This window comes from Devosia rhizoryzae (assembly GCF_016698665.1).
GTDB lineage: Bacteria > Pseudomonadota > Alphaproteobacteria > Rhizobiales > Devosiaceae > Devosia > Devosia rhizoryzae.
The window spans coordinates 342,934-364,247 of record NZ_CP068046.1 but is presented as its reverse complement, the minus strand read 5'-3'; the positions used below and the strand labels follow the sequence as shown (position 1 = coordinate 364,247).

The following is a 21,314-nucleotide window of genomic DNA, read 5'->3' as shown; positions in this document are numbered from 1 at the left end:
TCTTAGGCGGCTTTGCCGACGGCAGCGACGATCTTCTGCGCGGCATCGTCGAGGTCGTCGGCGGAGATGACGTCGAGGCCGGAATTATCGAGGATGGCCTTGCCTTCCTTGACATTGGTGCCTTCGAGGCGAACCACCAGCGGCACTTCGAGGCCGACTTCCTTGACCGCAGCGATCACGCCTTCGGCGATCACGTCGCAGCGCATGATGCCGCCGAAGATGTTGACCAGAATACCCTTCACGGCCGGATCGGCAGTGATGATCTTGAACGCCGCCGTAACCTTTTCCTTGGAAGCGCCGCCACCGACATCGAGGAAGTTGGCCGGTTCGGCGCCATAGAGCTTGATGATGTCCATGGTGGACATGGCAAGGCCCGCGCCATTGACCATGCAGCCGATATTGCCGTCCAGCGCCACATAGGCGAGGTCATACTTGGACGCCTCGATTTCCTTGGCGTCTTCTTCGGTCAAGTCGCGCAGGGGCTTGAGCTCTTCATGGCGGAAAGCGGCATTGTTGTCGAAGCTCACCTTGGCGTCGAGGACGCGCAGGCGACCATCGGTCATGACGATCAGCGGGTTCACTTCGAGAAGGCTCATGTCCTTTTCGGTGAAGGCCTTATAGAGGATCGGGAACAGGGTCTTGGCGTCGTCGGCGGCAGCGCCGTCAAGGGCCAGGGCGCCCGAGATCTTGGCGACATCGGCATCGGTGACGCCGGCACTCGGATCGATGGCGACGGTGATGATCTTGTCGGGCGTGTGCTCGGCCACGGCCTCGATGTCCATGCCGCCTTCGGTCGAAACCACGAAGCTGACACGTGAGGTGGCGCGATCGACGAGGAGCGAGCAGTAGAGTTCGCGCGCGATGTCGGCGCCGTCTTCGATATAAAGGCGGTTGACCTGCTTGCCGGCGTCGCCGGTCTGCTTGGTCACGAGCGTATTGCCCAGCATTTCGCGGGCGTTGGCGACCACATCTTCGACCGAACGCGCGAGGCGCACGCCGCCCTTGGCATCGGCGCCCAGTTCCTTGAACTTGCCCTTGCCGCGGCCGCCGGCATGGATCTGCGACTTGACCACGTAAAGCGGGCCGGGCAGCTTTTTCGCCGCAGCTTCAGCCTCGTCGGCCGAGGTGATGGCAACGCCTTCGGCAACCGGCGCGCCATAGCTCTTCAAGAGCTCTTTGGCCTGGTGTTCATGGATGTTCATTAAAATCCCCTTGGGTGGGCAGTCGTAACCGGACGTTTCTGGAGGCCGGAAAAGGAGAAGCCGCTGGCGAAACCAGCGGCTCGGAAGGCGTTACGCCAGCTTGGGCGCGATCTTTTTACAGGCCTCGATCAGGCCCTCGACGGCCGCGACCGACTTGTCGAACGCCTTTTGCTCGGCGGAGTTGAGCGCGATCTCGATGACCTTTTCCGCGCCACCGGCGCCGATCACGACGGGCACGCCGACATAGGTGCCGGAAACGCCATACTCGCCGTTGAGGTAAGCCGCGGAGGGAAGCACGCGCTTTTTGTCCTTGAGGTAGCTTTCGGCCATGGCGATGGCGGAAGCGGCGGGCGCATAAAAGGCTGAACCGGTCTTGAGCAGGCCGACGATTTCGGCGCCGCCGTCACGGGTGCGCTGCACGATCTCTTCGAGCTTTTCCTTGCTCATCCAGCCCATCTTGACCACGTCGGTCAGCGGAATGCCGGCAACGGTGGAATAGCGGGTCAGCGGCACCATCGTGTCGCCATGGCCACCAAGCACGAAGGCGGAAACGTCTTCGGTCGAAACGTTGAGCTCTTCGGCGATGAAGTGGATGAAGCGCGAGCTATCCAGCACGCCAGCCATGCCGATCACCTTGTTGGCGGGCAGGCCGGAGAACTTCTGCAGCGCCCAGACCATGGCGTCGAGCGGATTGGTGATGCAGATGACGAAGGCATCCTTGGCATATTTTGCTATGCCGGCGCCGACCTGTTCCATGACCTTGAGGTTGATCTCGAGGAGGTCATCGCGGCTCATGCCAGGCTTGCGCGGCACGCCGGCGGTGACGATCACGACGTCGGCGCCTTCGATGTCCTTGTATTCGGATGTGCCCTTGAGGTTCGCGGAAAAGCCCTGGGCCGGCATGGACTGCGCAATATCGAGCGCCTTGCCGGGGCCCACGCCATCAACGACGTCGAACAGAACGACGTCACCGAGTTCCTTCTGTGCGCTCAAAAGGGCGAGCGTGCCGCCGATCTGACCTGCACCGATAAGGGCGATTTTCTTGCGCGCCATGAAGCCTCATCCCGTAACTGCGTTGAATTGGCGCACCTCTTAACCTTGTCGGTGTTGAGGGGCAAGTGAACCCTTCGTCTTAAGGACCATTTGCCCCTTGCCAAAGAGCGATGGGGCAGTGCCGGACGGGCAAGTCAGACGGAAGTCGAAGCCGTCTCGCGCAGACCCTTAGCCAAGTACTCTTCCGACTGCATCTCGGTAAGGCGCGACAGCGTGCGCTGAAATTCGAAGGCGGTCTTGTCGTCGGCGCCCAACTGCTCGAGCGGAACGGCGAAGGACGCAGCAAGCTTCACCCCACGATCATAGAGGCTGTCGATCAGGAGAATGAAGCGTTTTGCGGCATCGGACTTGGTGCGGTCCATCTGCGGAATGGCATCGATCAGGATCGAGTCGAACTGATGGGCGATGCGCACGAAGTCGCGGGTGCCGAGCGGCTTTTCGCAGAGGTCGGCGAAGCGGAACCGGGCGGCGCCCATCGCCATCAAAGGCACGGGGATCTGCCGGCCGATGCTTTCGACCACGCCGGGAGCCCCCTGCTCTCCCCCGGTCAAGCGCAGCCACAGCCGGTCCATGGCGGCGGTGACGTCCGGGCCCGTGCCGAAAATGTAAACCTGCTGGCCGGCAAATTTCAGCCGACGGTAATCCTGCGTAGAGGGCAGGTCGGCCACGACGGTTTGCTGTTTAAGGAGCGCGATGAACGGCAAAAATAGCTGCCGGTTGAGCCCATCCTTGTAGAGCCCGTCCGGCGGCACGTTCGAGGTCGCGACGAGTGTTACGCCGCCCGCAAAAAGCTTGCCGAACAAGCGGTCGAGCAACATGGCATTGGTGATGTCGTGCACATGAAACTCATCGAGACAGAGAAGGCGCAGACCCGATCGCAATATCGGCTTGACCACCGCTTCCACCGGATCAGCATCGTCTCCCTTAGCCGATTTGCGAAAGGTAGCGATGCCGGCATGGACCTCGTCCATGAACTCGTGAAAATGCACGCGCCGCTTTTCGGCAAACGGCACCGCGGCAAAAAACAGGTCCATCAGCATGGTCTTGCCGCGCCCGACATCGCCATAAAGATAGAGCCCGCGGACGGGTTTTGGCTTGTCGAAGAAGCTGAGGAGGCCCGTGCGGGGCTTGTGGGCAACGAGATCGGCCAGCACACGATCAAGCTCGGCTGCGGCATCACGCTGGGCCGGGTCAGGTGTCAGCGCGCCGCGGGTGACCAGATCGTCATAGGCGGTGCGAACGGTAGTGGAGGTCATGAACGGATTGGCGCCTAGACTAGCAACAGCACCCCCTCCCTACCGTCGCTAAGCCTGCGGCTAAGCTTTGGTACCCTCCCCTCAAGGGGAGGGTGAGGCCGGTGGGTGCCGACGAACGTGCCACAATCTGATGCTACCCTCCCCCTTGAGGGGAGGGTAGCGAAGCTGGACCCTTTGGGTCCTAGCGCAGCTAGGGAGGGGGTGTCTATCGCGCAAAGAAAAAGCCGGCCCATCGGACCGGCTTCTAGATTTCTTAGCGGGCCATCGAAACGGCCTGGCCGCCGCTGATGGTGCCGATGTAGCGGCCCGAGCTCGGGGCGAGGAAAGCAGCGATATTGCCGTTATCATCATAGAGCTGGAGCTGCGAACCGACCTGCTGCCAGCCGGTGACCGACGCGATCTGCGGCACGGTGCAACCCGGAGCCGACGCGCGGTAATAATTGGTGCCGGTCTTGGCCGTAAGCGGCAGGTTGAGGCGGCACGTCGCGCTGCCCGCCACCACGTTCCAGGCGCCTTCCGGACCGGACGAAACGCCGGTCGCCATCGGCGCGCCGACCGAGGTGATCGAACCATTGGTGCCAGCGATATTGGTGCCAATGGTCGAGCTGTTCGCCGCAACCTGGGTGCTGGACCCGATCGGCGGCAGGCTGGACGTCGCTGCTGGCGCACCGCCCAGAACCGGATTGCCGGAAAGGCCCGGGGCCGGCGTGCCGGTTGCGCCACCGAGCGGCGGCAAGGAGCCGGTCTGCACCGTGGAATTGGGAATTGCTGCTGCCTGGGGCGCCGTGCCGACAACGTTGAGGTTTGCCGTATTGGTCCGGTTCGTGGGCGAACAGGCGGCTACCAGAAGGGCAATGGCCGCCAGGCCCGCGATGGATGAAGCGCCGCGCTTCCAATCCTGCATTGATCACTCCTGCCATCAAAGGCTTAAGGGACATTAACACTTGTGGCAGCATATAACGCGAGGCCGCTGCCAGGTTCAACCGCCCATCCCGCAATCGTGCCCGTCTCACACCATTGTGGCCGGATTAGGGGGCCGGTGGCTCCATATTCTTCAAGAGATCACCCACGAGAAGGGTTGCATCCGCCACCTCCTCTTCCGGCACCTCGATGGTAAAGCCGTCTGGCCCGAAGAGGTTCGGCACCCCTGGCAGCCCCCCTTCGCGCAGATCGAGCGGATGAAAGCCATGCGCCCGCAAGGCAACAAGCAGCACGCGGGCAACGGAAGTGTCGCGAACCTGGGCGACGGGAGCAAAGCGCATGGGTTCTCCTTGAGTTGAGGTGATGGTGAGGGATTTAACCCGCTGGAACAAGGCTGGCATTCGCCTTTGAAACAGGCGTAGCGCCGACCGGCAAACACAGGCGCGTGCGTGGCTTGCCAAGCCGTCATTGAAATGTTGCATTGACCGCAGTGATGCTGCCCGATTTGCAGCATCCGGTCTGCCGGGAGAGGCCATGGGCGCCTATATCATCCGCCGTATTTTGCTGATGATCCCGACCGTTTTCGGCATCATGGCGGTCTCTTTCCTGATCACCCAATTTGCGCCCGGCGGGCCGGTGGAACAGGCGCTCGCCAATATTTCAGGCCAGAACGTTGCGATGACCGACCGCGTGACCGGCGGCGAAGGCGGCGATCTCGGCCTGCAGCAGCCCAGGGCCGGTGATACCCGCTCCACCTATCGCGGCAGTCAGGGCCTGCCCCCCGAACTGGTCGACCGCATCGAGCGCCAGTTCGGCTTCGACAAGCCGCCGCTCGAGCGCTTCTTTTCGATGATCGGCAATTACCTGCGCTTCGACTTCGGCGAGAGCTACTTCCGCGACATTTCGGTGATAGACCTCGTGCTCGAAAAGATGCCGGTGTCGATCTCGCTGGGCCTTTGGATGACTCTGATCGCCTATGGCATCTCCATCCCGCTCGGCATCGCCAAGGCGGTGCGGGACGGATCGCGCTTCGACGTCTGGACGTCGACAATCATCATCGTCGGCTATGCCGTCCCCGGCTTCCTGGTCGCCGTCGCGCTGATCGTGCTCTTTGCCGGCGGTTCCTTCTGGCAGGTGTTTCCCCTGCGCGGCCTCACCTCGCCGGGCTGGGAAAACTTCCCCTGGTGGCGGCAAATCCTCGACTATTTCTGGCACCTGGTCCTGCCCATCATCGCCATGGGTCTCGGGGCTTTCGCTACGGCGACTTTGCTGACCAAGAACTCGTTTCTCGACGAGATCGGCAAGCAATATGTCACCACCGCCCGCGCCAAAGGGCTGAGCGAGGGGCAGGTGCTCTACCGCCACGTCTTCCGCAACGCCATGATGCTGGTGATCGCCGGCTTCCCCGGGGCATTCGTCGGCGTTTTCTTTGGTGGCTCGCTCCTGATCGAAACCATCTTCTCGCTCGATGGGCTGGGCCTCCTCGGCTTTCAGTCCGTCGCCAACCGCGATTATCCGGTGGTGTTCGCGACGCTTTATATCTTTTCGCTCCTCGGCCTCGTCATCGGCCTCCTCTCCGACCTTGCCTATATGTGGGTCGACCCGCGGCTCGATTTTGAAAGCCGCGACGTATGAACCTCTCTCCGCTCAACCGGCGGCGGCTCGCCAATTTCCGCGGCAATCGCCGCGGCTGGTGGAGCTTCTGGATCTTTCTCGTGCTGTTCATCGTGACGCTTGGCGCCGAGTTCATCACCAACGACCGGCCGATCCTCGTCTCCTATAATGGGGAGATGCTGTTTCCCGCCTTCGTCGACTACCCCGAATCCACCTTTGGCGGCTTCCTCGCCACCACCAACTACCGCGACCCCTTCATTGCCGACGAGATCGCCGCCAAGGGCTGGGCTCTCTGGCCGCCGGTTCGCTTTTCCTATGCGACCGTCGACGGTTTCGTGAGCTTTTCCGGCGCCAATCCGCCCAGCTGGATGCTGACACGCGACGTGCTCTGCCAGCGCTATCCTCAAGGCAGCGCCGACCCGGAATGCAACCCGGGCAACTACCATTATCTGGGCACCGACGACCGTGGCCGCGATGTCCTGGCGCGGCTGATCTATGGCTTCCGCATCTCGGTCCTGTTCGGCTTCATCCTCACCATCATTTCTTCGGTGGTGGGCGTCGTCGCCGGCGCGGTGCAGGGCTATTTCGGTGGCTGGGTCGACCTCATCGCACAGCGGCTGATCGAGATCTGGACCTCGGTTCCAGCGCTCTATCTGCTGCTGATCATCTCCTCGGTTATCGCGCCAAGTTTCTGGGTGCTGCTCGGCATCTTGCTGCTGTTTTCCTGGGTGTCGCTGGTGGGCATCGTCCGCGCGGAATTCCTGCGCGCCCGCAACTTCGAATACGTCACCGCGGCCCGGGCGCTGGGCGTATCCAACCGCATGATCATGTGGCGGCACCTGCTGCCCAATGCCATGGTGGCGACCCTGACCTTCATGCCCTTCATCCTTTCGGGTTCGGTTGCGACGCTCACTTCCCTCGACTTCCTGGGCTTCGGTCTGCCCCCCGGCTCGCCATCGCTGGGCGAGCTCCTGGCGCAGGGCAAGAACAACCTCCAGGCGCCCTGGCTCGGCCTCACTGGCTTTTTCACCATCGCCATCATGATGACGCTCCTTGTCTTCATCGGCGAAGCGGTGCGCGACGCGTTTGATCCGCGAAAGACGTTCCGATGAGCGCGTTGCTTTCCGTCCGTGATCTCACCATCCGCTTCGGCGCCTTCGAAGCCGCCAGCAAAGTGAGCTTCGACATTGCGCCAGGCGAGACGCTGGCGCTGGTGGGCGAGAGTGGATCAGGCAAGTCGGTGACGGCGCTTTCCGTGCTCAAGCTCCTTCCGCCTTCCGCGTCGCTGAGCGGACAAGTGTTGTTCGAGAGCCAGGACCTTGTGGCGGCGTCGACGAAAGACCTGCGGGCGGTGCGCGGCAATGGCGTCGGCATGATCTTCCAGGAGCCGCTGAGTTCGCTTAATCCGGTGCATACGGTGGGGCGGCAGGTCGCCGAGACGCTGGCGCTGCACCAGGGACTGCGCAGCGCGGCGGCCAAGCGGCGGGTGATCGAGCTGCTCGATGCCGTCGGAATTCCGAACCCAAAGAGCCGGGTTGACGACTATCCGCATCAGCTCTCGGGCGGGCAGCGGCAGCGCGTCATGATCGCCATGGCGCTGGCCAATGAACCCAAGCTCTTGATTGCCGACGAGCCGACCACGGCGCTCGACGTCACGGTGCAGGCCCAGATTCTGGAGCTTCTCAAGAAGCTGCAGCGCGACATGGGCATGGCCATGCTGTTTATCACCCATGACCTCCAGGTCGTGCGGCGCATCGCCGACCGCATCGCGGTGATGCAGCGGGGCGAGATCGTCGAAACCGGGCCAGTGGAGACGATTTTTTCTGCACCGCAGCATGACTATACCAGGCATCTCCTCGCCGCGGCGCCGCGCGGCGAACCGCCGGTACCGGCCGATGATGCGCCGGCCATCCTTGAGACGCAGGATCTAAAGGTCTGGTTTCCGATAAAGCGCGGGCTGTTGCGGCGCACGGTAGGGCACATCCGCGCCGTGGACGGGGTGAACCTCACCGTCCGGCGCGGCGAGACGCTGGGCGTGGTCGGCGAAAGCGGCTCGGGCAAGTCCTCGCTCGGCTATGCCGTGTTGCGGCTGATCCCCTCCACCGGGCGCATCGTCTTTCTGGGCGAAGAGGTACAGGCGCGCTCCTGGCGGAGCCTGCGGCCGCTGCGCAAGCATATGCAGATCGTCTTCCAGGACCCGTTCGGCTCGCTGAGTCCCCGCCTTTCAGTGGGCGAGATCGTCGAAGAAGGCCTGCGGGTCCATATGCCCAGGCTGACGCAGGCGGAACGGGAGACGCGCGTATCCGATGCCCTCCGCGAAGTGGGGCTCGATCCGGCCACGGCCATCCGCTACCCGCACGAGTTCTCCGGTGGTCAGCGGCAGCGGGTGGCAATCGCGCGGGCGCTCGTGCTGGAGCCGGACTTCCTGGTCCTCGACGAGCCGACCTCCGCGCTCGACGTCTCGATCCAGGCGCAGGTGATCGACCTGCTGCGCGCTGTGCAGGCGCGGCGGAATTTGAGCTACCTTTTTATCAGCCATGACCTGCGCGTGGTTCGGGCCCTGGCCCACCGCCTCGTCGTCATGCGCAATGGCGTTGTGGTGGAGGCAGGCAAGACCGCCGATATCTTTGCCGGCCCGCGCGAGGACTATACGCGCCAATTGCTGGCCGCCGCGTTCAGCGAAAGCCCGCCATTGTCGACGCCGCCGAATGCCGACTAGACTGACCCAAACTCAAGGAGCCGCACCGATGAAGCTCTCTCTCCTCAAAGCCGTTCTCGCCGCCACGCTGGCCTTCGCTTCCCCTGCCCTGGCGCAGACGCCGCTTGGCGAATGGGTGCATGCGGCTTCGGTCAACGGCACGCCCAAATATCCGGCCGGGTTCGAGCGCTTCGATTATGTGAACCCCGACGCGCCCAAGGCCGGCACCTTGCGGCTAAGTGCCCGCGGGAGCTTTGACACTTTCAACCCCATCCTGCCCAAGGGGCAGGTGGCGAGCGGCATCGGGCTGATCTATGAAACGCTGATGACCCCCTCGTTGGACGAGGTCAACGTTTCCTACGGGTTGATCGCCCAGGACATGATGATCGCGCCGGACTACACCTCGGTCAGCTTCCGCATCAATCCCGAGGCGCGCTGGCAGGATGGAGAACCGGTCACGGCGGAAGACGTCGTCTGGTCGTTCCAGAAACTGATGGAGGTCAATCCGGACAATGTTCAATATTATGGCGACGTGACCGGCGCCGAGGTCAGCGAGCCAGGGGTCGTGACCTTCAGCTTCAAGAGCGGGGAAAACCGCGAACTGCCCGATATTTTGGGCCAGCTCCTAGTGCTGCCGCAGCATTGGTGGGAAGGCACCGATGCGGCCGGGAACAAGCGCAACATCGCCGAGTCGACCCTCGAATTGCCACTCGGCTCAGGTCCCTATGTGCTCGCCGACTTCCAGACCGGGCAGACGCTGCGCTACGAACTCGACGAGGACTACTGGGGCAAGAACCACCCAACCCAGATCGGCACCAATAACATTGCTGAAATCCGCTACGAGTACTTCCTCGACGAGGCGGTGACTTTCGAGGCCTTCAAGGGCGATCAGCTCGATTTCTGGAGCGAGTATATCGCCCGCCGCTGGGCCACGGCATATGACTTCCCAGCCGTCGCCGAAGGACGAGTGGTGAAGGAAGAATTCCCGCAGGACGAGGCGAGCTCAGGCGAAATGAGCGGCTTCATCCCCAACCTGCGGCGTCCCATCTTCCAGGACCAGCGGGTGCGCGAGGCGCTGAACTATGCCTTCGATTTCGAGCAGCTTAACTCGACCGTCTTCTTCGACCAGTACGAGCGCATAAACTCCTTCTTCTATAACCTGCCCTTTGCCTCCAAGGACCTGCCGCAGGGCAAGGAGCTGGAAATCCTCGAAAGCGTCCGCGACCAGCTGCCGCCCGAGGTTTTCACCGAGCCATACACCAACCCGGTCAATGGCAGCGAGCAAGCACTGCGAGGCAATCTCCGCACCGCCTTGGGCCTCCTCACAGAGGCCGGCTATCGGCTCGACGGCACACGGCTGATCGATGCCAATGGCGAACAGCTGAGCTTTGAGATCCTGAGCCATCAGCCAACGCTCGAGCCGATGATCGCCAACCTGACCACCAACCTTGCCAAGATCGGCATCGCGGCGACCATGCGCATGGTCGACACGCCTCAATATATCAACCGCATTCGCAGCTATGACTACGACATGATCTATGGCAGCTGGGCGCAGAGCTTTTCGCCCGGCAACGAGCAGCGCTTCTTCTTCGGCTCGGCCAGCGCCAACGAAGAAGGATCGCGCAACTATGCCGGCATCGCCGATCCGGGCATAGACGCGCTGATCGAAATGGTAATCGCCGCCAAGGATCGCCCGACCCAGGAGGCCGCCACCGCGGCGCTGGACCGGACCCTGCTCGCGCACCACTATGTCATCCCCGGCTATACGCTGACCTATTCGCGCACGGCGCGCTGGAACCGGTACAGCCACCCCGAAAATCTGCCGGAATTCTCGTCGGGTTTTCCGACGATCTGGTGGTGGGACGAGGCAAAGGCCGAGGCGACGGGCGGAGCGCTTTAGGGCAGACTCAGTGCCACGCCCTCGTCCTTAGAGGCTTCGCACCTCAGGATGAGGGCTACTGGGACATGCTGTCCTGGCAAGCCCACATGGTGAGGCGCGAAGCGAAGCGAAGCCTCGAACCACGAGGGCGGGCGAGTGGAGGCCTCCGTAGGGAGAGCGCCCTCAGTAATCCTGCTCGAAGAACACACCGAGGCTCGTGTTCCCGTCCGCACCAACCGAGCCCTTGACCGTCAGGTCATCGGTCGCATCAAGGTTGATCGTCACCTTGCTCTGCCCATTGGTGCCGGCGGTGACGCCGAGATAAACGTTGTCCTGCAGATACGTCCCGGCCTGGACGCCGACATTGCCGGCATCGTCGGTGACGACGTCAAGATCGGCAAGACCGGCTGCACCGCGGAGGCCGTCGACGAGCCCGCCGCCGCCACCACCGCCCACCAGTTCAGCGGCTGCCGCGGCGAGGCGCGCCAGTTGGAGCGGCGAGAGTTCGCCCATGGAGCGGTTGAAGATCAGCCGGCTCAGCACTTCATCCTGCGGCAGGTCGGGATTGGAGGTGAAGGTCACATCGGGCGCCGAGACGCGGCCGGCTATGGTGACGAAAACGGTGATGCCATCGCCCTCGGTGCGGGCGACGAAATAGAGCTGCGGATCAAGATCGCCCAGCAAGGTCACGGTGCCAGTTTCGAAATCAAGGCGCTGGCCGAGCACGTCGAGGCGGCCACGCGTGAGCGAGAAGGCGCCGACCGGCTGGATATTGCTGATCGAGCCGGTGAGCCGCACCTCGCCACCGACTTCGGCATCAAGGCCACGGCCGCGCACGAAGATCTGGTTGGGTGCGTAAACAGTGACGTCGAGCTGCAGCTGCGAGGACGAACCGCCGCCCGTGCTGCCGGTCCACGCATTGATGCGGGCGCGATTGAGCGTTTCCTGCACCGGACGCGGGGTGCGGACATGCTCGACCTCGATCAGCGGGGCACCGCCACCAAAGCCCTCGGGCACTGCAATGTTTGCCTCTTCCACCAGCACCTGGCCAGACAGCAGCGGCGAGCCGGTGATCGGGCCGGTAAGGGTGAGCGCGCCGGACAGCGTCGCGACGAAGATTTCGCCATCGGCATAGCCGGCCGAGTTGATGTTGACCTGAAGGTTTGCCGGCAAGCCGTCGCCCAAGCCGACGGTTCCCTGGGCGGAGATGCTGCCACCGGTGGCAAGATTGGCGCTGAGGGTTTCAACACTCGCCGTGCTGCCATTGAGAGAAACACGGCCGGCAATGTCGGTCAGCCGAAGATTAAGTTCGGGATCAACATAGCCGGCGCCTTCCGTGCTGACGGCGCCGGTGAACTGCGGCGCGCTGAGCGGCCCGCCAATATTGGCGTCAAAGCTTGCCGTACCGGTAAAAACCCCGCCCCGATCGACGACGAAGCGGTTCGCCAGGGCCAGGGGAGCGGAACCGTTGAGCGACACGGCGAGCGGACCACCATCGAGTGGCACGCGGCCCGAGCCGGTGACGGAGAGACCGCCATTGCCCTGGGCGCTGATGCTGTCGAGCACGACGCTGCCATTTGCATAAGAGCCGGCAGCGGAGAGCGATAGCGGAGCAATGCCAAAGCTGCCGATCACATTGGCATTGATGCCATTAGCCTGAGCGTCGAAACGCACCTGCGGATCGGAGGCGGCGCCGGAAATGGTAGCGCGACCGTTGATCGTCCCGGCAAGACCAAGGTCGGGCGCCACGGCATTGGCGATCGAGAGCGGCAGTTGTGCGATGTCGACCGTGACATCGAGCTGATTGCCTGCAGTGCCGGTGGCAGTGATGCTGCCTGAGCCCACATTGAAGCGAATGGCATCGAGCGACACGCTGTCACCACCGACCACTAGGGCAGTCGGATTGGCGAGGCGGGCGGAAAGCTGCCCCTGCACCAGGTCCGCCCGATCAAGCGCCAGGCGATAGCCGCCTTCGACAGGGCTCAGCGCACCGGCAAGGGCCACATCGGTTCCGGTGGCGAGGCGCGCCTGGGCATCGAAGTCGGTGGTGTCGCCGCTCTGGCTGGCCGTGGCGGCGAGAGTTTCGATATCGACGCCGGCGGCCGAAACAGAGCTGGCTGTGAGCGTGCCATCGATCGCGGGAACGCCAAAGAGATCGGCAATGGCGGCGGAAACATCGGCGCGGCCGACGGTGATGTCGTTGACGCGCAAGTTCGCAACGTTGGCCGTGACGCTTGCGGATTGCGTGTCGCCATGGGGCGTCAGTTCGACCGCGGCGTTGACCGCACCGGCGGCATCGGTCAGCAGCATCGCGGCAGCCAGCGAGACATCGGACGCTGTGACCTCGAGACGGCCATCGAGCAGCCCGGTGTCAACGGCGCGGGTGACGGCACCGGCGATGCGCGTACCGGCAATTTCGAAGCCGATTTCCGTCAGCGCCTGCTGCACTTCGTCCGTTTCGAAATGCGTGGCGAGTGTCGCGCGGTTGCCATCGAGCATGGCAAGGCCGGTAACATCGCCGCTGATTTCGCCGTCGAGGAGATTGGCGGCAATGCCGACCCTGGCATCGCGCAAGCTGTAACCGGCGAGGGTGCCGCTCGCCACCTGGCCGTCGAGCAGCAGTTCGAGCGGCGCCTCGGGAGTGGTTGAGCGGGCGGAGCCACGCACCGTCAGCGCGCCGCTGGCCTGATCGGAGAGGAGCGCCAGGTCGGCGAGGTCGAGCCCGATTTGAAAATCGGACACGTCGCTTGCAAAGGCACCATCAGCGGTGAACTGCACCTGCTGGTTGCGAACAGCAAACTGGTCGGCGCTGATGCCGGCCTGGCTGCGGGCAAGGCGGCCGGACAAGGTCACGGTGCCTTCGAGCAGTGCGTCGGCCGTCGGGTCGTCCACGGAAACATCGGTGCCGCTGCCATCAAAGGTGAGATCGAAGCCGCCGGTCAGGGGCATGATCTGGCCTTCGGCGGCAAGGCTGAGCGCACCGGTCAGCTCGCGTCCGGCAAGGCCCGAGAACGGCGCGATATTGGCGGTCTCGACCGCGATGCGGCCATCGAAATCCGTGCCGTCGATGGCGCCAGCGAGGCCAGCCGTCAGCGCTTCGCCGACAATGCGCAATTCGGCGAGCTGGATGGGCTGGCCGGCATTGAAGACGCCGGCAATGCCGAGGCCGACACTGTCGCCCAGCGCCGCTTCGACACCCTCATCGGCAGAGATACCGGACAAGGTGCCGTCACCGTTGAAGGTGATCATGCGCGTGGCCGCGTCCTGCAGGTTCTGCGCCACGCCGCCGATATTGAGCGCCAGCGTGTCGGCCGCGAAGCCTGCCGTCTCGAAACCGTCGACCGCGAGCGTGCTCGACCACTGGTCGCCGGCATCGGTGCCGAAGCGGATCTGTAGCTGGGCCGACTGAACAGTGTTGAGCCCTGGAGCCGGCAAGGTGACGCGCCCGCCAGAAGGATCGGCAATGGCCGCGGAAAGATCCAGGCGCGACAGGAAGTTGTCGGCCGTCGTGGACGCACTGGCGGAAAGATCAAGCTGGCCGCCGCTCAGGGAAAGGTTGGAGATCTCCACCCCACCCACATCGAGCACCATGGCCTCGGCGCTGAGCCGTGTGTCGGCACCAAAGAACGGACGATATTGTTCGGCAACGAGCGTGGACAGCGGCCCGCCGAGCTCGACCGAAACGCCATAGCCGCCGGGCTGTTGAGCGATCGATGCCGTTCCTGCCAGAGCTTCCTGGTCATTGGCCAGCAAGCGCAGCTGCGCTTCGAGATCGGAAACCGGCCCCTGCCCGTCCAGCGTCAGCTGCACCGCCGGCCGGCCCTCGATGTTGAGGAGGTTGGCGATCACCCCATTGGGCGGCTCGACCAGCGAGAGACCAAGGTCGAGCACCTGCGTTTCGTTGCTGAAGGCGACATCGAGATCAAGCGTGCCACCCGGCCCGTCGAGCCGGACGATGTCGAGCGCGGCATCGAGGTTGCCATCAGCAAGCGACATCGATCCGGCAAGCGAAATCTTGGAGCCGAGGCCAAACACGTCTTCGCCAAAACGGACGCTGGGCACAGCCAGCTCTCCGATCTGAATGGCGACAGGGAATTCGGGGATTTCGAGCGTGCCCGCTTCCGGCGGCGGCAGATCGACTGCGCCTTCCACCGGAATGGCATTGCGCACATATTCGATGGAGTCGGCGCGCAGCGAATTGACCTCGAGCCGGCCAAGAAACAGCGCAGCCTGGTTCCAGTTGAGGCTGGCATTGTTAACGCGCAGCCAGACGCCTTGGGCATCCGAAATGGTGATCTCGTTGATCGAGACGTCGGAGCCGAGCACGCCATCGATGTTGGAGAGCCGGATCTGCCGTTCCGGCGTCGACAGCCGGTCCTCGACGAAATTGGTGAGAAAGCCCTTTTGCTCCTCATTGCTCATATCCTGCGCGACCAAGGTCACGGGGACAGCGGCTGGCGCGAGCAGCAGCGCAGCAACCAGCACCTGCATGCGGCGAGTCTTGGGGAAAAAGCGCCGCATCAGAAGGCCTGCCCTATGCCGGCATAGATCGCGTAATCGGGATCGCCCGGTTTCTTGTTGAGCGGAATGGCGACATCGAGGCGCAGGGGTCCAAAGCCCGTATTGTAGCGGACGCCGACGCCAGCGCCGAGCCGCAGGTCCTGCAAACCGGGGAACACATCGGCCGCGACATAGCCGCCATCGACGAAACCGACGACGCCGATGTCTTCCGTCACCTTGACCCGCGCTTCGAGCGACGCTTCCAGCAGATAACGCCCGCCGGTCACCACGCCATTGCCATTGTCGACGCCAATGCTCTTGTAGCCATAGCCGCGCACCGAACCGCCCCCGCCGGCAAAGAACAGCTTGTCGGGCGGGATTTCATTGAGCGAGGGCCCGAGCAGCGCGCCGCCCTTGAGCCGCCCGGCCAGCACGAAGGCATCGTCTTCGCCGAAACCGAAATAGGTGCGGCCCTCGGCCACGACCTGCAGGCCCGGCTTGCCATAGATGAAGTCGTAATAGGGCTCGACGTTGCCCGCAGCATACCAGCCTTCGGTCGCGTCCAGCGCATTGTCGCGGCCATCGAAGATGACGCCAGCGTAAGCGCCGGCGGTGGCGAAATCGCGCGTGCCGAAGACGTCGTCGAAGCGCGAGCGCTCGGCATTGACGCCGCCCTCGAAGGTCAGGTCGTCGGAAAAGAACCAGGTAAGGCCAAGGCGGGCGCTGGCCGAGGTCTCGGTATAGGTGGGGTAGATCGTGCGCTCGGCCGAAACGGAGGCAACGAGGTCGACGTCGGGGTGGTAGAAGCCGGGCTTGGTGAAGGTGCCGCCAACGAAATAGTCGAACTGTGCCGTGTCGACGGGATAAGCGATGCTGGCAACGCGCGCATCGAGCCGCAAGCGCTCGGCCTGGCCGAAAAGATTGCGCCAGAGGTGGAAGGCTTCGAGGCCCAGGCCGTCAACGGTGGAATAGCTGGCGCCCAGGCCATAGCGGCGACCGGGCAATTCGTCGACGATGAGATTATAAGGCAGGAGCCCATCGCTGCCGATGCTTTCGGCAGCTTCCAGCCGCGCCGCTCGAAACACTTCCAGCCGGTCGAGGCGGCGCTGGGCGCGCTCGATGTCGTCCGGATCATATTCCTGTCCCACGGCAAGGCCGGTCTGCTGAGCCACGAATTCGGGGTTCATCCGCTCATTGCCGGTGACGGCGATGGGACCAAAGGCGGCAAGGCGCCCGGGATTGACGACGATGGTCGCCGCCACGGTGTTGGTGGCGTGATCGGCAACGACATCGCGGCTGACGATTTCGGCCTTCGCATAACCCTGCTGCCGCCAGGCATCGAGCGCCAGCTGTTCGGCCCGGATGATAACAGGCGAGCGCGCCACTTCCCCAACCCCGAAACCGCGCACGGCCGGCAGGTCGACCTGATCTTCCGGGTCGGTGGTGAGCGGCGCCTGGTTCTGGATCCCCACGTCGCTGAAGCGGAACAGTGGACCCGCAGTGACCGAAATCACCACATCGGCTGGTTTGGGCAGGCGCGTGTCCGGTGCCAGGTTTGCCGCTTCCACCCCGCCGATGCGGATGCTGATAGCTCCGCCGTAATAGCCTTCGCCATAAAGCGCGGCGAGTATGCGGCGGTAATCGCCGCGTGCCTTGGCGATAAGGCCAGCCGCGCCGGAGGCAGGCTTGTCCTGGTCAGCCAGGAGCGAGGACGCATTGCGCACGGCATTTTCAACCGAGCCGCCTTCGCTGGCACCGAAGGTGACGGAATAGGGCTGCGGATCGGCGATCACCGCTTCGGCGTCGCGATCGGCCTCGTCCTCGAAGAATTTTACGCCGAACAACTCGAAGGCGGCCGCCGGCATGCTCCCCACGGCCACAGCCGCGGCAATGCTCAAGGCGCAAATACTCGTCTTCAAACGCACGCTTAGCAGTGGTCTCATCCTGCCCTTTTACACATCAACCAAACCGGGCTGAGGTGATGATTGCCCAGGGGGCGGAAAGATAGTGTTAAGCTTGCCGCACGCTTACAGCGAGCCTCCACAATGTCGCGCCAAGTTTAGGGCGATGAAACGGCTAAGCCCACCCCTAACGGCCAGCGGAGGCGATTGCCCTGTGGATCGTGGCCGATCGGCAACGGAGGTTGACGCCGGCAAGGGCGCCGGTCCACCCTTGGCTCTCCGTCTTGCCGTCAGGATTTTTCATGTATTCGCTGCTCGATCCCAGCCGCTTCGTCGTCTTCATCACTGGCGCCACCTCCGGCTTCGGCGCCTCCGCGGCCCGCCGCTATGTGGCCGCCGGCGGCAAGGTCATTGCCACTGGCCGACGCGAGGATCGGCTGGTGGCGCTGCGCGATGAACTTGGCCACGACAAGTGCCACATCATCCCGCTCGATGTACGCGACCGTCACCAGATGGAGGCCGCGATCGCTGCCATTCCGGCGCCGTTCGACGCCATCAACGTCGTCTTGGCCAATGCCGGGCTTGCGCTTGGGGTGGCGCCCGCGGCGGAAGCAAGCCTTGATGACTGGCAGACCATGATCGATACCAACGTATCGGGCCTGGTCTATACGGTCCGGCTGCTGCTGCCCGGCCTGATCGCCCGCGGTGGCGGCCATGTCGTGACGCTAGGCTCGGTGGCCGGCGAGTTCGCCTATCCCGGCGGCTCGGTCTATGCGGCAAGCAAGGCTTTCGTAAAACACTTCGCGCTCGCCATCCGCTCGGATCTGCAGGGCAAGAATGTGCGGGTCACCGATATCGAGCCAGGCCTCACCGAAACCGAGTTTTCCGTTGTCCGCTATGGCGGCGACGAGGCCAAGGCCGGCAATGTTTATAGCGGCACCAAGCCGATGACTGCCGAAGACATCGCAGAGTCCATCTTCTGGGCGACGTCGCTTCCGGCCCATGTAAACGTCAACAAGATCCAGTTAATGGCGACAACCCAGGCCATCGGGCCCTTCGATATTCACCGTAGCAAGTAACCGTAAGTCGAGGCGGCGCTTGCCGCCTTCTCCCATTGCGAGCTTAGTCGGCGCCGACCGCACGAGGGGCGCCGACCATGAAGTTTCGCAACCTACTACCCTTTCTCGTAGCCCTGGCCGTCGGCACGCTTCTGTTTCTTCCCGCCGACGCTTTCAACGCTGGCGCGAAGACCAGCGTCGTCGCGCAGCTGCAGCCCGCGCTTTCGCCGGCCGACCGCAAATAAGGGCGAACGGCCCGGGTCATGCCGGACATGCATGACCCTGATCCGCAATTTTTGCTGGCTTAGCGAACAAGCCGCATTATTGTAAGGATATGTCCCAAGCTCTAGACCCCATCACCCGCAACCTCTGGCATGTCGTCGCAGCAACGGACGAGTTGCCGATCGGCCTCGTCGAAACCACGCTCCTCCTCGATACGCCGCTGGCGCTGACCCGCGGCACGGATGGCGAGCCGGTAGTCTGGCTGCGCAGCGACGAGCAGAATGGCGACGAGGTCGATGCCGAAACGGTGCTAGAGCGCCTGCCGGTGCGCACCGCCTATGGCTATACCTGGACCTGCCTCGGCACGGCGCCAGCCGATCTCTTCCCCATCCCCGAATTTGCCGAACCCGATCGCGTCAACATGAGCTGCGGCTCGATCGCCATCCATGTCTCGGCGCCCCGTGCCGTCGAGAACTTCCTCGACATGGGCCATTTCCCTTACGTCCACACCGATATTCTCGGCTCCGAGCCGCATACCGAGGTCAAGGAATACGACGTCGAGGTGTCCGAGGAACGCGACGAGGTGCTGGCCACCAAATGCCGCTTCATGCAGCCGCGTGCCGCAAAGTCCGCAACCACGGCGATGGAAGTGGAATACGTTTATCGCGTGCCTCATCCCTTCTGCTCGGTGCTCTATAAATCCTGTCCGGAAGACGAAAGCCGCCGCGACGTCATCGGCATTTTTCTCCAACCGATGACCGAGGAACGCTGCCGCGCCCATCTCCTCCAGTCGATGATCGATTCCACTTCGACCATCACCGATCTCCGTCGCTTCCAGCAGACGATCTTCGGCCAGGACAAGCCGATCCTCGAGAATCAGTATCCCAAGCGCCTGCCGCTCGACCCGCGCTCCGAAACCCCGATCCGCGCCGACAAATCCGCCATCGCCTATCGCCGCTGGCTTAGCCAGAAGGGGATCACCTACGGCGTGATCCCGGTCGCGAGCTAGGATAAGCAAGGTATCGCAGTCGACACCCTCCCCCTTGAGGGGAGGGATCAAGGGAGGGGGTCCCTCGGTAGACCACCGCACCACCCCCCACCCCACCCTCCCCCTCAAGGGGGAGGGAGCCGAACATCTAGCCCCGTACGCCAGGGCGAAAGCTTGTGAAATAGGATCGTGGCGCGATCAGATTTCGGATGAATTATGCCCCTCAGCCTCTCAGACCCCGCCTGGTACCCCATCGCTTCCAGCGATGACCTGCCGTTCCGCCACGTCTATCAGGGCCAGCTGCTCGGTCGCGAGCTTGCCGTCTGGCGCGCCGATGACGGCAACGTCAATGTCTGGGAAAACCGCTGCCTTCATCGCGGTGTGCGTCTTTCCATCGGCATCAATGAAGGCCAGGAGCTCAAGTGCCAGTATCACGGCTGGCGCTATGCCAATCGCTCCGCCGGCTGCACCTATATCCCCGCCCACCCGGCCGACGCCCCGGCCCGCCGCATTGAGAACCGCAAATACCCGGTGCGCGAAGCCTTCGGCCTGATCTGGTCCGCCGCCAATGACGACCAGCCCTTCGCGCCGTTCGAGGGTTCCGAAGGTCACAACTGGTTCGCCCTGCGCCCAATGCCTGTGGCGGCGACGCCCGACGATGTTGTCGCCGGCCTGATGCGCCTTGCTCCCGACGATCAGCCCGCCGACATCTTGCCCAACCTCGCGGTGAAGCTCGGCAGCGCCATCTTCTTCGTCCAGCCCGTCGATGCCGACCGCTCCGTGATCCGCGGCCTCCTGCCCGAAAAGCCCGCTGACGAGATTACGGCGCTACGGCACTACAATGAAATGCTGAGCAAGCTGCGCGACCGCCTGGAGCGCGCTGCCGCGAAAAAACCCGCGCCCAAGCCGCTCGAGCCCACTTACGAAAAAGTCTCGGTCGAACTCTCGACCATGCCCGACATCGCCGTGCCGCGCGGCAACACGCTCAATGTCGTGGTCAAGCGCAAGTGGCAGTCGGGCGATGGCGTGATCGGCTTCGAACTTGCCGATCGCGACGGCAAGCACCTGCCGACCTTCCAGCCCGGCGCCCATATCGACGTCCACCTGCCCAATGGTCTCGTTCGCCAATATTCGATCACCAACGGACCCGGCGATCTTCTAAGCTACGTCATCGGCGTCAAGCAGGAGGGCGCCTCCAAGGGCGGCTCCAAGGTTCTTGTCGAGACCGTGCGCGAAGGCGACGTGCTCGCCATTTCCGAGCCACGCAACAATTTCCCCCTCCGCCGCGACGCGACCCGCACGCTGCTGATCGCCGGCGGCATCGGCATCACGCCGCTCCTTTCCATGGCGCGCTTTCTCGACAAGTCCAGCCTGCCCTACGAGCTCCACTACTTCGTCCGCAGCGGCGACACCGTCGCGTTCCAAAGCGAGCTCGAGGTTTTGCACGGCAGCGTCGATACCCATGTCGGGCTCGGCCGTGAGCTGGTCAAAGCCAAGGTCACCGAACTTCTCGGCCCCTATCAATTCGCCAACCACGTCTACATCTGCGGCCCCGGCTCGATGCTCGAAATGGTGCAGGAAACGGCAACCGCTCTCGGCTGGCCCGACGAGGCGATCCACTTCGAATATTTCCAAAACACCAAGCCGGTCGACGCCTCCTCGGCCTTCGATGTGGAACTGGCCCGCTCGGCCATGACGCTCCATGTCCCCGCCGGCAAGACCATCCTTGAAACCATGCGCGACAACGGGCTGACCGTCGCTTCTTCCTGCGAACAGGGCGCCTGCGGCACCTGCCTCACCGGCGTCATCGAAGGCGAAGTCGACCACCAGGACGTTTATCTCAACAAGACCGAGAAAGCCTCCAACACCTGCATCATGACCTGCGTCAGCCGCGCCAAGGGCGAGCGGCTGGTTCTCGACATCTAGTTTCAGTAGACCTCATCCTGAGCCTGTCGAAGGACGAGGTCGTGGCACGATTTGCATACCCGACCTCGTGGTTCGACAAGCTCACCATGAGGTCTA

The 21,314-nt window shown here is 63.4% G+C and carries 15 protein-coding genes; 8 read left to right on the top strand and 7 right to left on the bottom strand.

The window, feature by feature from the left end; all coding sequences use genetic code 11:
- Positions 1 to 2: 2 nt before the first annotated feature.
- The 5 genes from sucC to JI748_RS01745 all read right to left on the bottom strand — a co-directional run bounded on the left by sucC (position 3) and on the right by JI748_RS01745 (position 4,773).
- The gene (gene sucC / locus JI748_RS01765; protein WP_201634399.1) at positions 3 to 1,202 is read right to left on the bottom strand and encodes an ADP-forming succinate--CoA ligase subunit beta; all 1,200 of its coding nucleotides are present in this window, start codon (positions 1,200 to 1,202) and stop codon (positions 3 to 5) included.
- A 90-nt stretch (positions 1,203 to 1,292) separates the two neighbouring features.
- A complete protein-coding gene (gene mdh / locus JI748_RS01760; RefSeq protein ID WP_164534559.1) occupies positions 1,293 to 2,255 on the bottom strand; it encodes a malate dehydrogenase in 963 nt (320 codons plus the stop codon).
- Between the two features lie 134 nt (positions 2,256 to 2,389).
- Positions 2,390 to 3,511, bottom strand: coding sequence for a cell division protein ZapE (gene zapE, locus JI748_RS01755; protein WP_201634397.1), 1,122 nt, complete (start codon positions 3,509 to 3,511; stop codon positions 2,390 to 2,392).
- Positions 3,512 to 3,764: 253 nt separating this feature from the next.
- Complete coding sequence (locus tag JI748_RS01750; protein WP_201634394.1) at positions 3,765 to 4,415, bottom strand: AprI/Inh family metalloprotease inhibitor; 651 nt, start codon at positions 4,413 to 4,415, stop codon at positions 3,765 to 3,767.
- A 124-nt stretch (positions 4,416 to 4,539) separates the two neighbouring features.
- Positions 4,540 to 4,773 carry a hypothetical protein gene (locus JI748_RS01745; RefSeq protein ID WP_201634391.1) on the bottom strand — a complete coding sequence of 78 codons (234 nt, stop codon included), beginning with the start codon at positions 4,771 to 4,773 and terminating at the stop codon, positions 4,540 to 4,542.
- A gap of 193 nt (positions 4,774 to 4,966) precedes the next feature.
- Here JI748_RS01745 and JI748_RS01740 point away from each other — a divergent pair, with 193 nt between their 5' ends.
- Genes JI748_RS01740 through JI748_RS01725 form a run of 4 tightly spaced genes read left to right on the top strand, consistent with a single transcriptional unit; the run spans position 4,967 to position 10,644 of the window.
- Positions 4,967 to 6,067 carry a microcin C ABC transporter permease YejB gene (locus tag JI748_RS01740; protein ID WP_201634388.1) on the top strand — a complete coding sequence of 367 codons (1,101 nt, stop codon included), beginning with the start codon at positions 4,967 to 4,969 and terminating at the stop codon, positions 6,065 to 6,067.
- On the top strand, positions 6,064 to 7,158 hold the full coding sequence (locus tag JI748_RS01735; protein WP_201634385.1) for an ABC transporter permease: 1,095 nt from the start codon (positions 6,064 to 6,066) through the stop codon (positions 7,156 to 7,158). The genes JI748_RS01740 and JI748_RS01735 overlap by 4 nt, the downstream gene beginning before the upstream one ends.
- Positions 7,155 to 8,765 (top strand): ABC transporter ATP-binding protein, encoded by a 1,611-nt coding sequence (locus tag JI748_RS01730; protein WP_201634383.1) that lies wholly within the window; start codon positions 7,155 to 7,157, stop codon positions 8,763 to 8,765. Before JI748_RS01735 ends, JI748_RS01730 begins: the two co-directional genes overlap by 4 nt.
- 28 nt (positions 8,766 to 8,793) lie before the next feature.
- The gene (locus JI748_RS01725) at positions 8,794 to 10,644 is read left to right on the top strand and encodes an extracellular solute-binding protein (protein WP_201634381.1); all 1,851 of its coding nucleotides are present in this window, start codon (positions 8,794 to 8,796) and stop codon (positions 10,642 to 10,644) included.
- Between the two features lie 162 nt (positions 10,645 to 10,806).
- Here JI748_RS01725 and JI748_RS01720 read toward each other — a convergent pair whose 3' ends face one another.
- Both JI748_RS01720 and JI748_RS01715 read right to left on the bottom strand, forming a co-directional pair.
- Positions 10,807 to 15,144, bottom strand: coding sequence for a translocation/assembly module TamB domain-containing protein (locus JI748_RS01720; RefSeq protein ID WP_201634379.1), 4,338 nt, complete (start codon positions 15,142 to 15,144; stop codon positions 10,807 to 10,809).
- Entirely contained in the window at positions 15,144 to 17,021 is a 1,878-nt protein-coding gene (locus tag JI748_RS01715; RefSeq protein ID WP_456073106.1) for an autotransporter assembly complex protein TamA, read from the bottom strand. Before JI748_RS01715 ends, JI748_RS01720 begins: the two co-directional genes overlap by 1 nt.
- 305 nt (positions 17,022 to 17,326) lie before the next feature.
- Between JI748_RS01715 and JI748_RS01710 the strand changes: the two genes are divergently transcribed.
- From JI748_RS01710 to JI748_RS01695, 4 genes are all read left to right on the top strand, one after another.
- On the top strand, positions 17,327 to 18,103 hold the full coding sequence (locus tag JI748_RS01710; RefSeq protein ID WP_201634375.1) for an SDR family NAD(P)-dependent oxidoreductase: 777 nt from the start codon (positions 17,327 to 17,329) through the stop codon (positions 18,101 to 18,103).
- A gap of 77 nt (positions 18,104 to 18,180) precedes the next feature.
- Entirely contained in the window at positions 18,181 to 18,327 is a 147-nt protein-coding gene (locus tag JI748_RS01705; RefSeq protein ID WP_201634373.1) for a hypothetical protein, read from the top strand.
- Between the two features lie 89 nt (positions 18,328 to 18,416).
- A complete protein-coding gene (locus JI748_RS01700; protein ID WP_201634371.1) occupies positions 18,417 to 19,313 on the top strand; it encodes an aromatic ring-hydroxylating dioxygenase subunit alpha in 897 nt (298 codons plus the stop codon).
- A 195-nt stretch (positions 19,314 to 19,508) separates the two neighbouring features.
- The gene (locus JI748_RS01695; protein WP_201634368.1) at positions 19,509 to 21,218 is read left to right on the top strand and encodes a Rieske 2Fe-2S domain-containing protein; all 1,710 of its coding nucleotides are present in this window, start codon (positions 19,509 to 19,511) and stop codon (positions 21,216 to 21,218) included.
- The last annotated feature ends 96 nt before the right edge of the window (positions 21,219 to 21,314 follow it).

Coding starts and splice junctions, on each gene's coding strand:
- JI748_RS01740 (WP_201634388.1), top strand. CDS start 4,967: ATGGGCGCCTATATCATCCGCCGTATTTTGCTGATGATCCCGACCGTT.
- mdh (WP_164534559.1), bottom strand. CDS start 2,255: ATGGCGCGCAAGAAAATCGCCCTTATCGGTGCAGGTCAGATCGGCGGC.
- JI748_RS01710 (WP_201634375.1), top strand. CDS start 17,327: ATGTATTCGCTGCTCGATCCCAGCCGCTTCGTCGTCTTCATCACTGGC.
- JI748_RS01730 (WP_201634383.1), top strand. CDS start 7,155: ATGAGCGCGTTGCTTTCCGTCCGTGATCTCACCATCCGCTTCGGCGCC.
- JI748_RS01720 (WP_201634379.1), bottom strand. CDS start 15,144: ATGCGGCGCTTTTTCCCCAAGACTCGCCGCATGCAGGTGCTGGTTGCT.
- JI748_RS01695 (WP_201634368.1), top strand. CDS start 19,509: ATGCCCCTCAGCCTCTCAGACCCCGCCTGGTACCCCATCGCTTCCAGC.
- JI748_RS01745 (WP_201634391.1), bottom strand. CDS start 4,773: ATGCGCTTTGCTCCCGTCGCCCAGGTTCGCGACACTTCCGTTGCCCGC.
- sucC (WP_201634399.1), bottom strand. CDS start 1,202: ATGAACATCCATGAACACCAGGCCAAAGAGCTCTTGAAGAGCTATGGC.
- JI748_RS01735 (WP_201634385.1), top strand. CDS start 6,064: ATGAACCTCTCTCCGCTCAACCGGCGGCGGCTCGCCAATTTCCGCGGC.
- JI748_RS01705 (WP_201634373.1), top strand. CDS start 18,181: ATGAAGTTTCGCAACCTACTACCCTTTCTCGTAGCCCTGGCCGTCGGC.
- zapE (WP_201634397.1), bottom strand. CDS start 3,511: ATGACCTCCACTACCGTTCGCACCGCCTATGACGATCTGGTCACCCGC.
- JI748_RS01725 (WP_201634381.1), top strand. CDS start 8,794: ATGAAGCTCTCTCTCCTCAAAGCCGTTCTCGCCGCCACGCTGGCCTTC.
- JI748_RS01750 (WP_201634394.1), bottom strand. CDS start 4,415: ATGCAGGATTGGAAGCGCGGCGCTTCATCCATCGCGGGCCTGGCGGCC.
- JI748_RS01700 (WP_201634371.1), top strand. CDS start 18,417: ATGTCCCAAGCTCTAGACCCCATCACCCGCAACCTCTGGCATGTCGTC.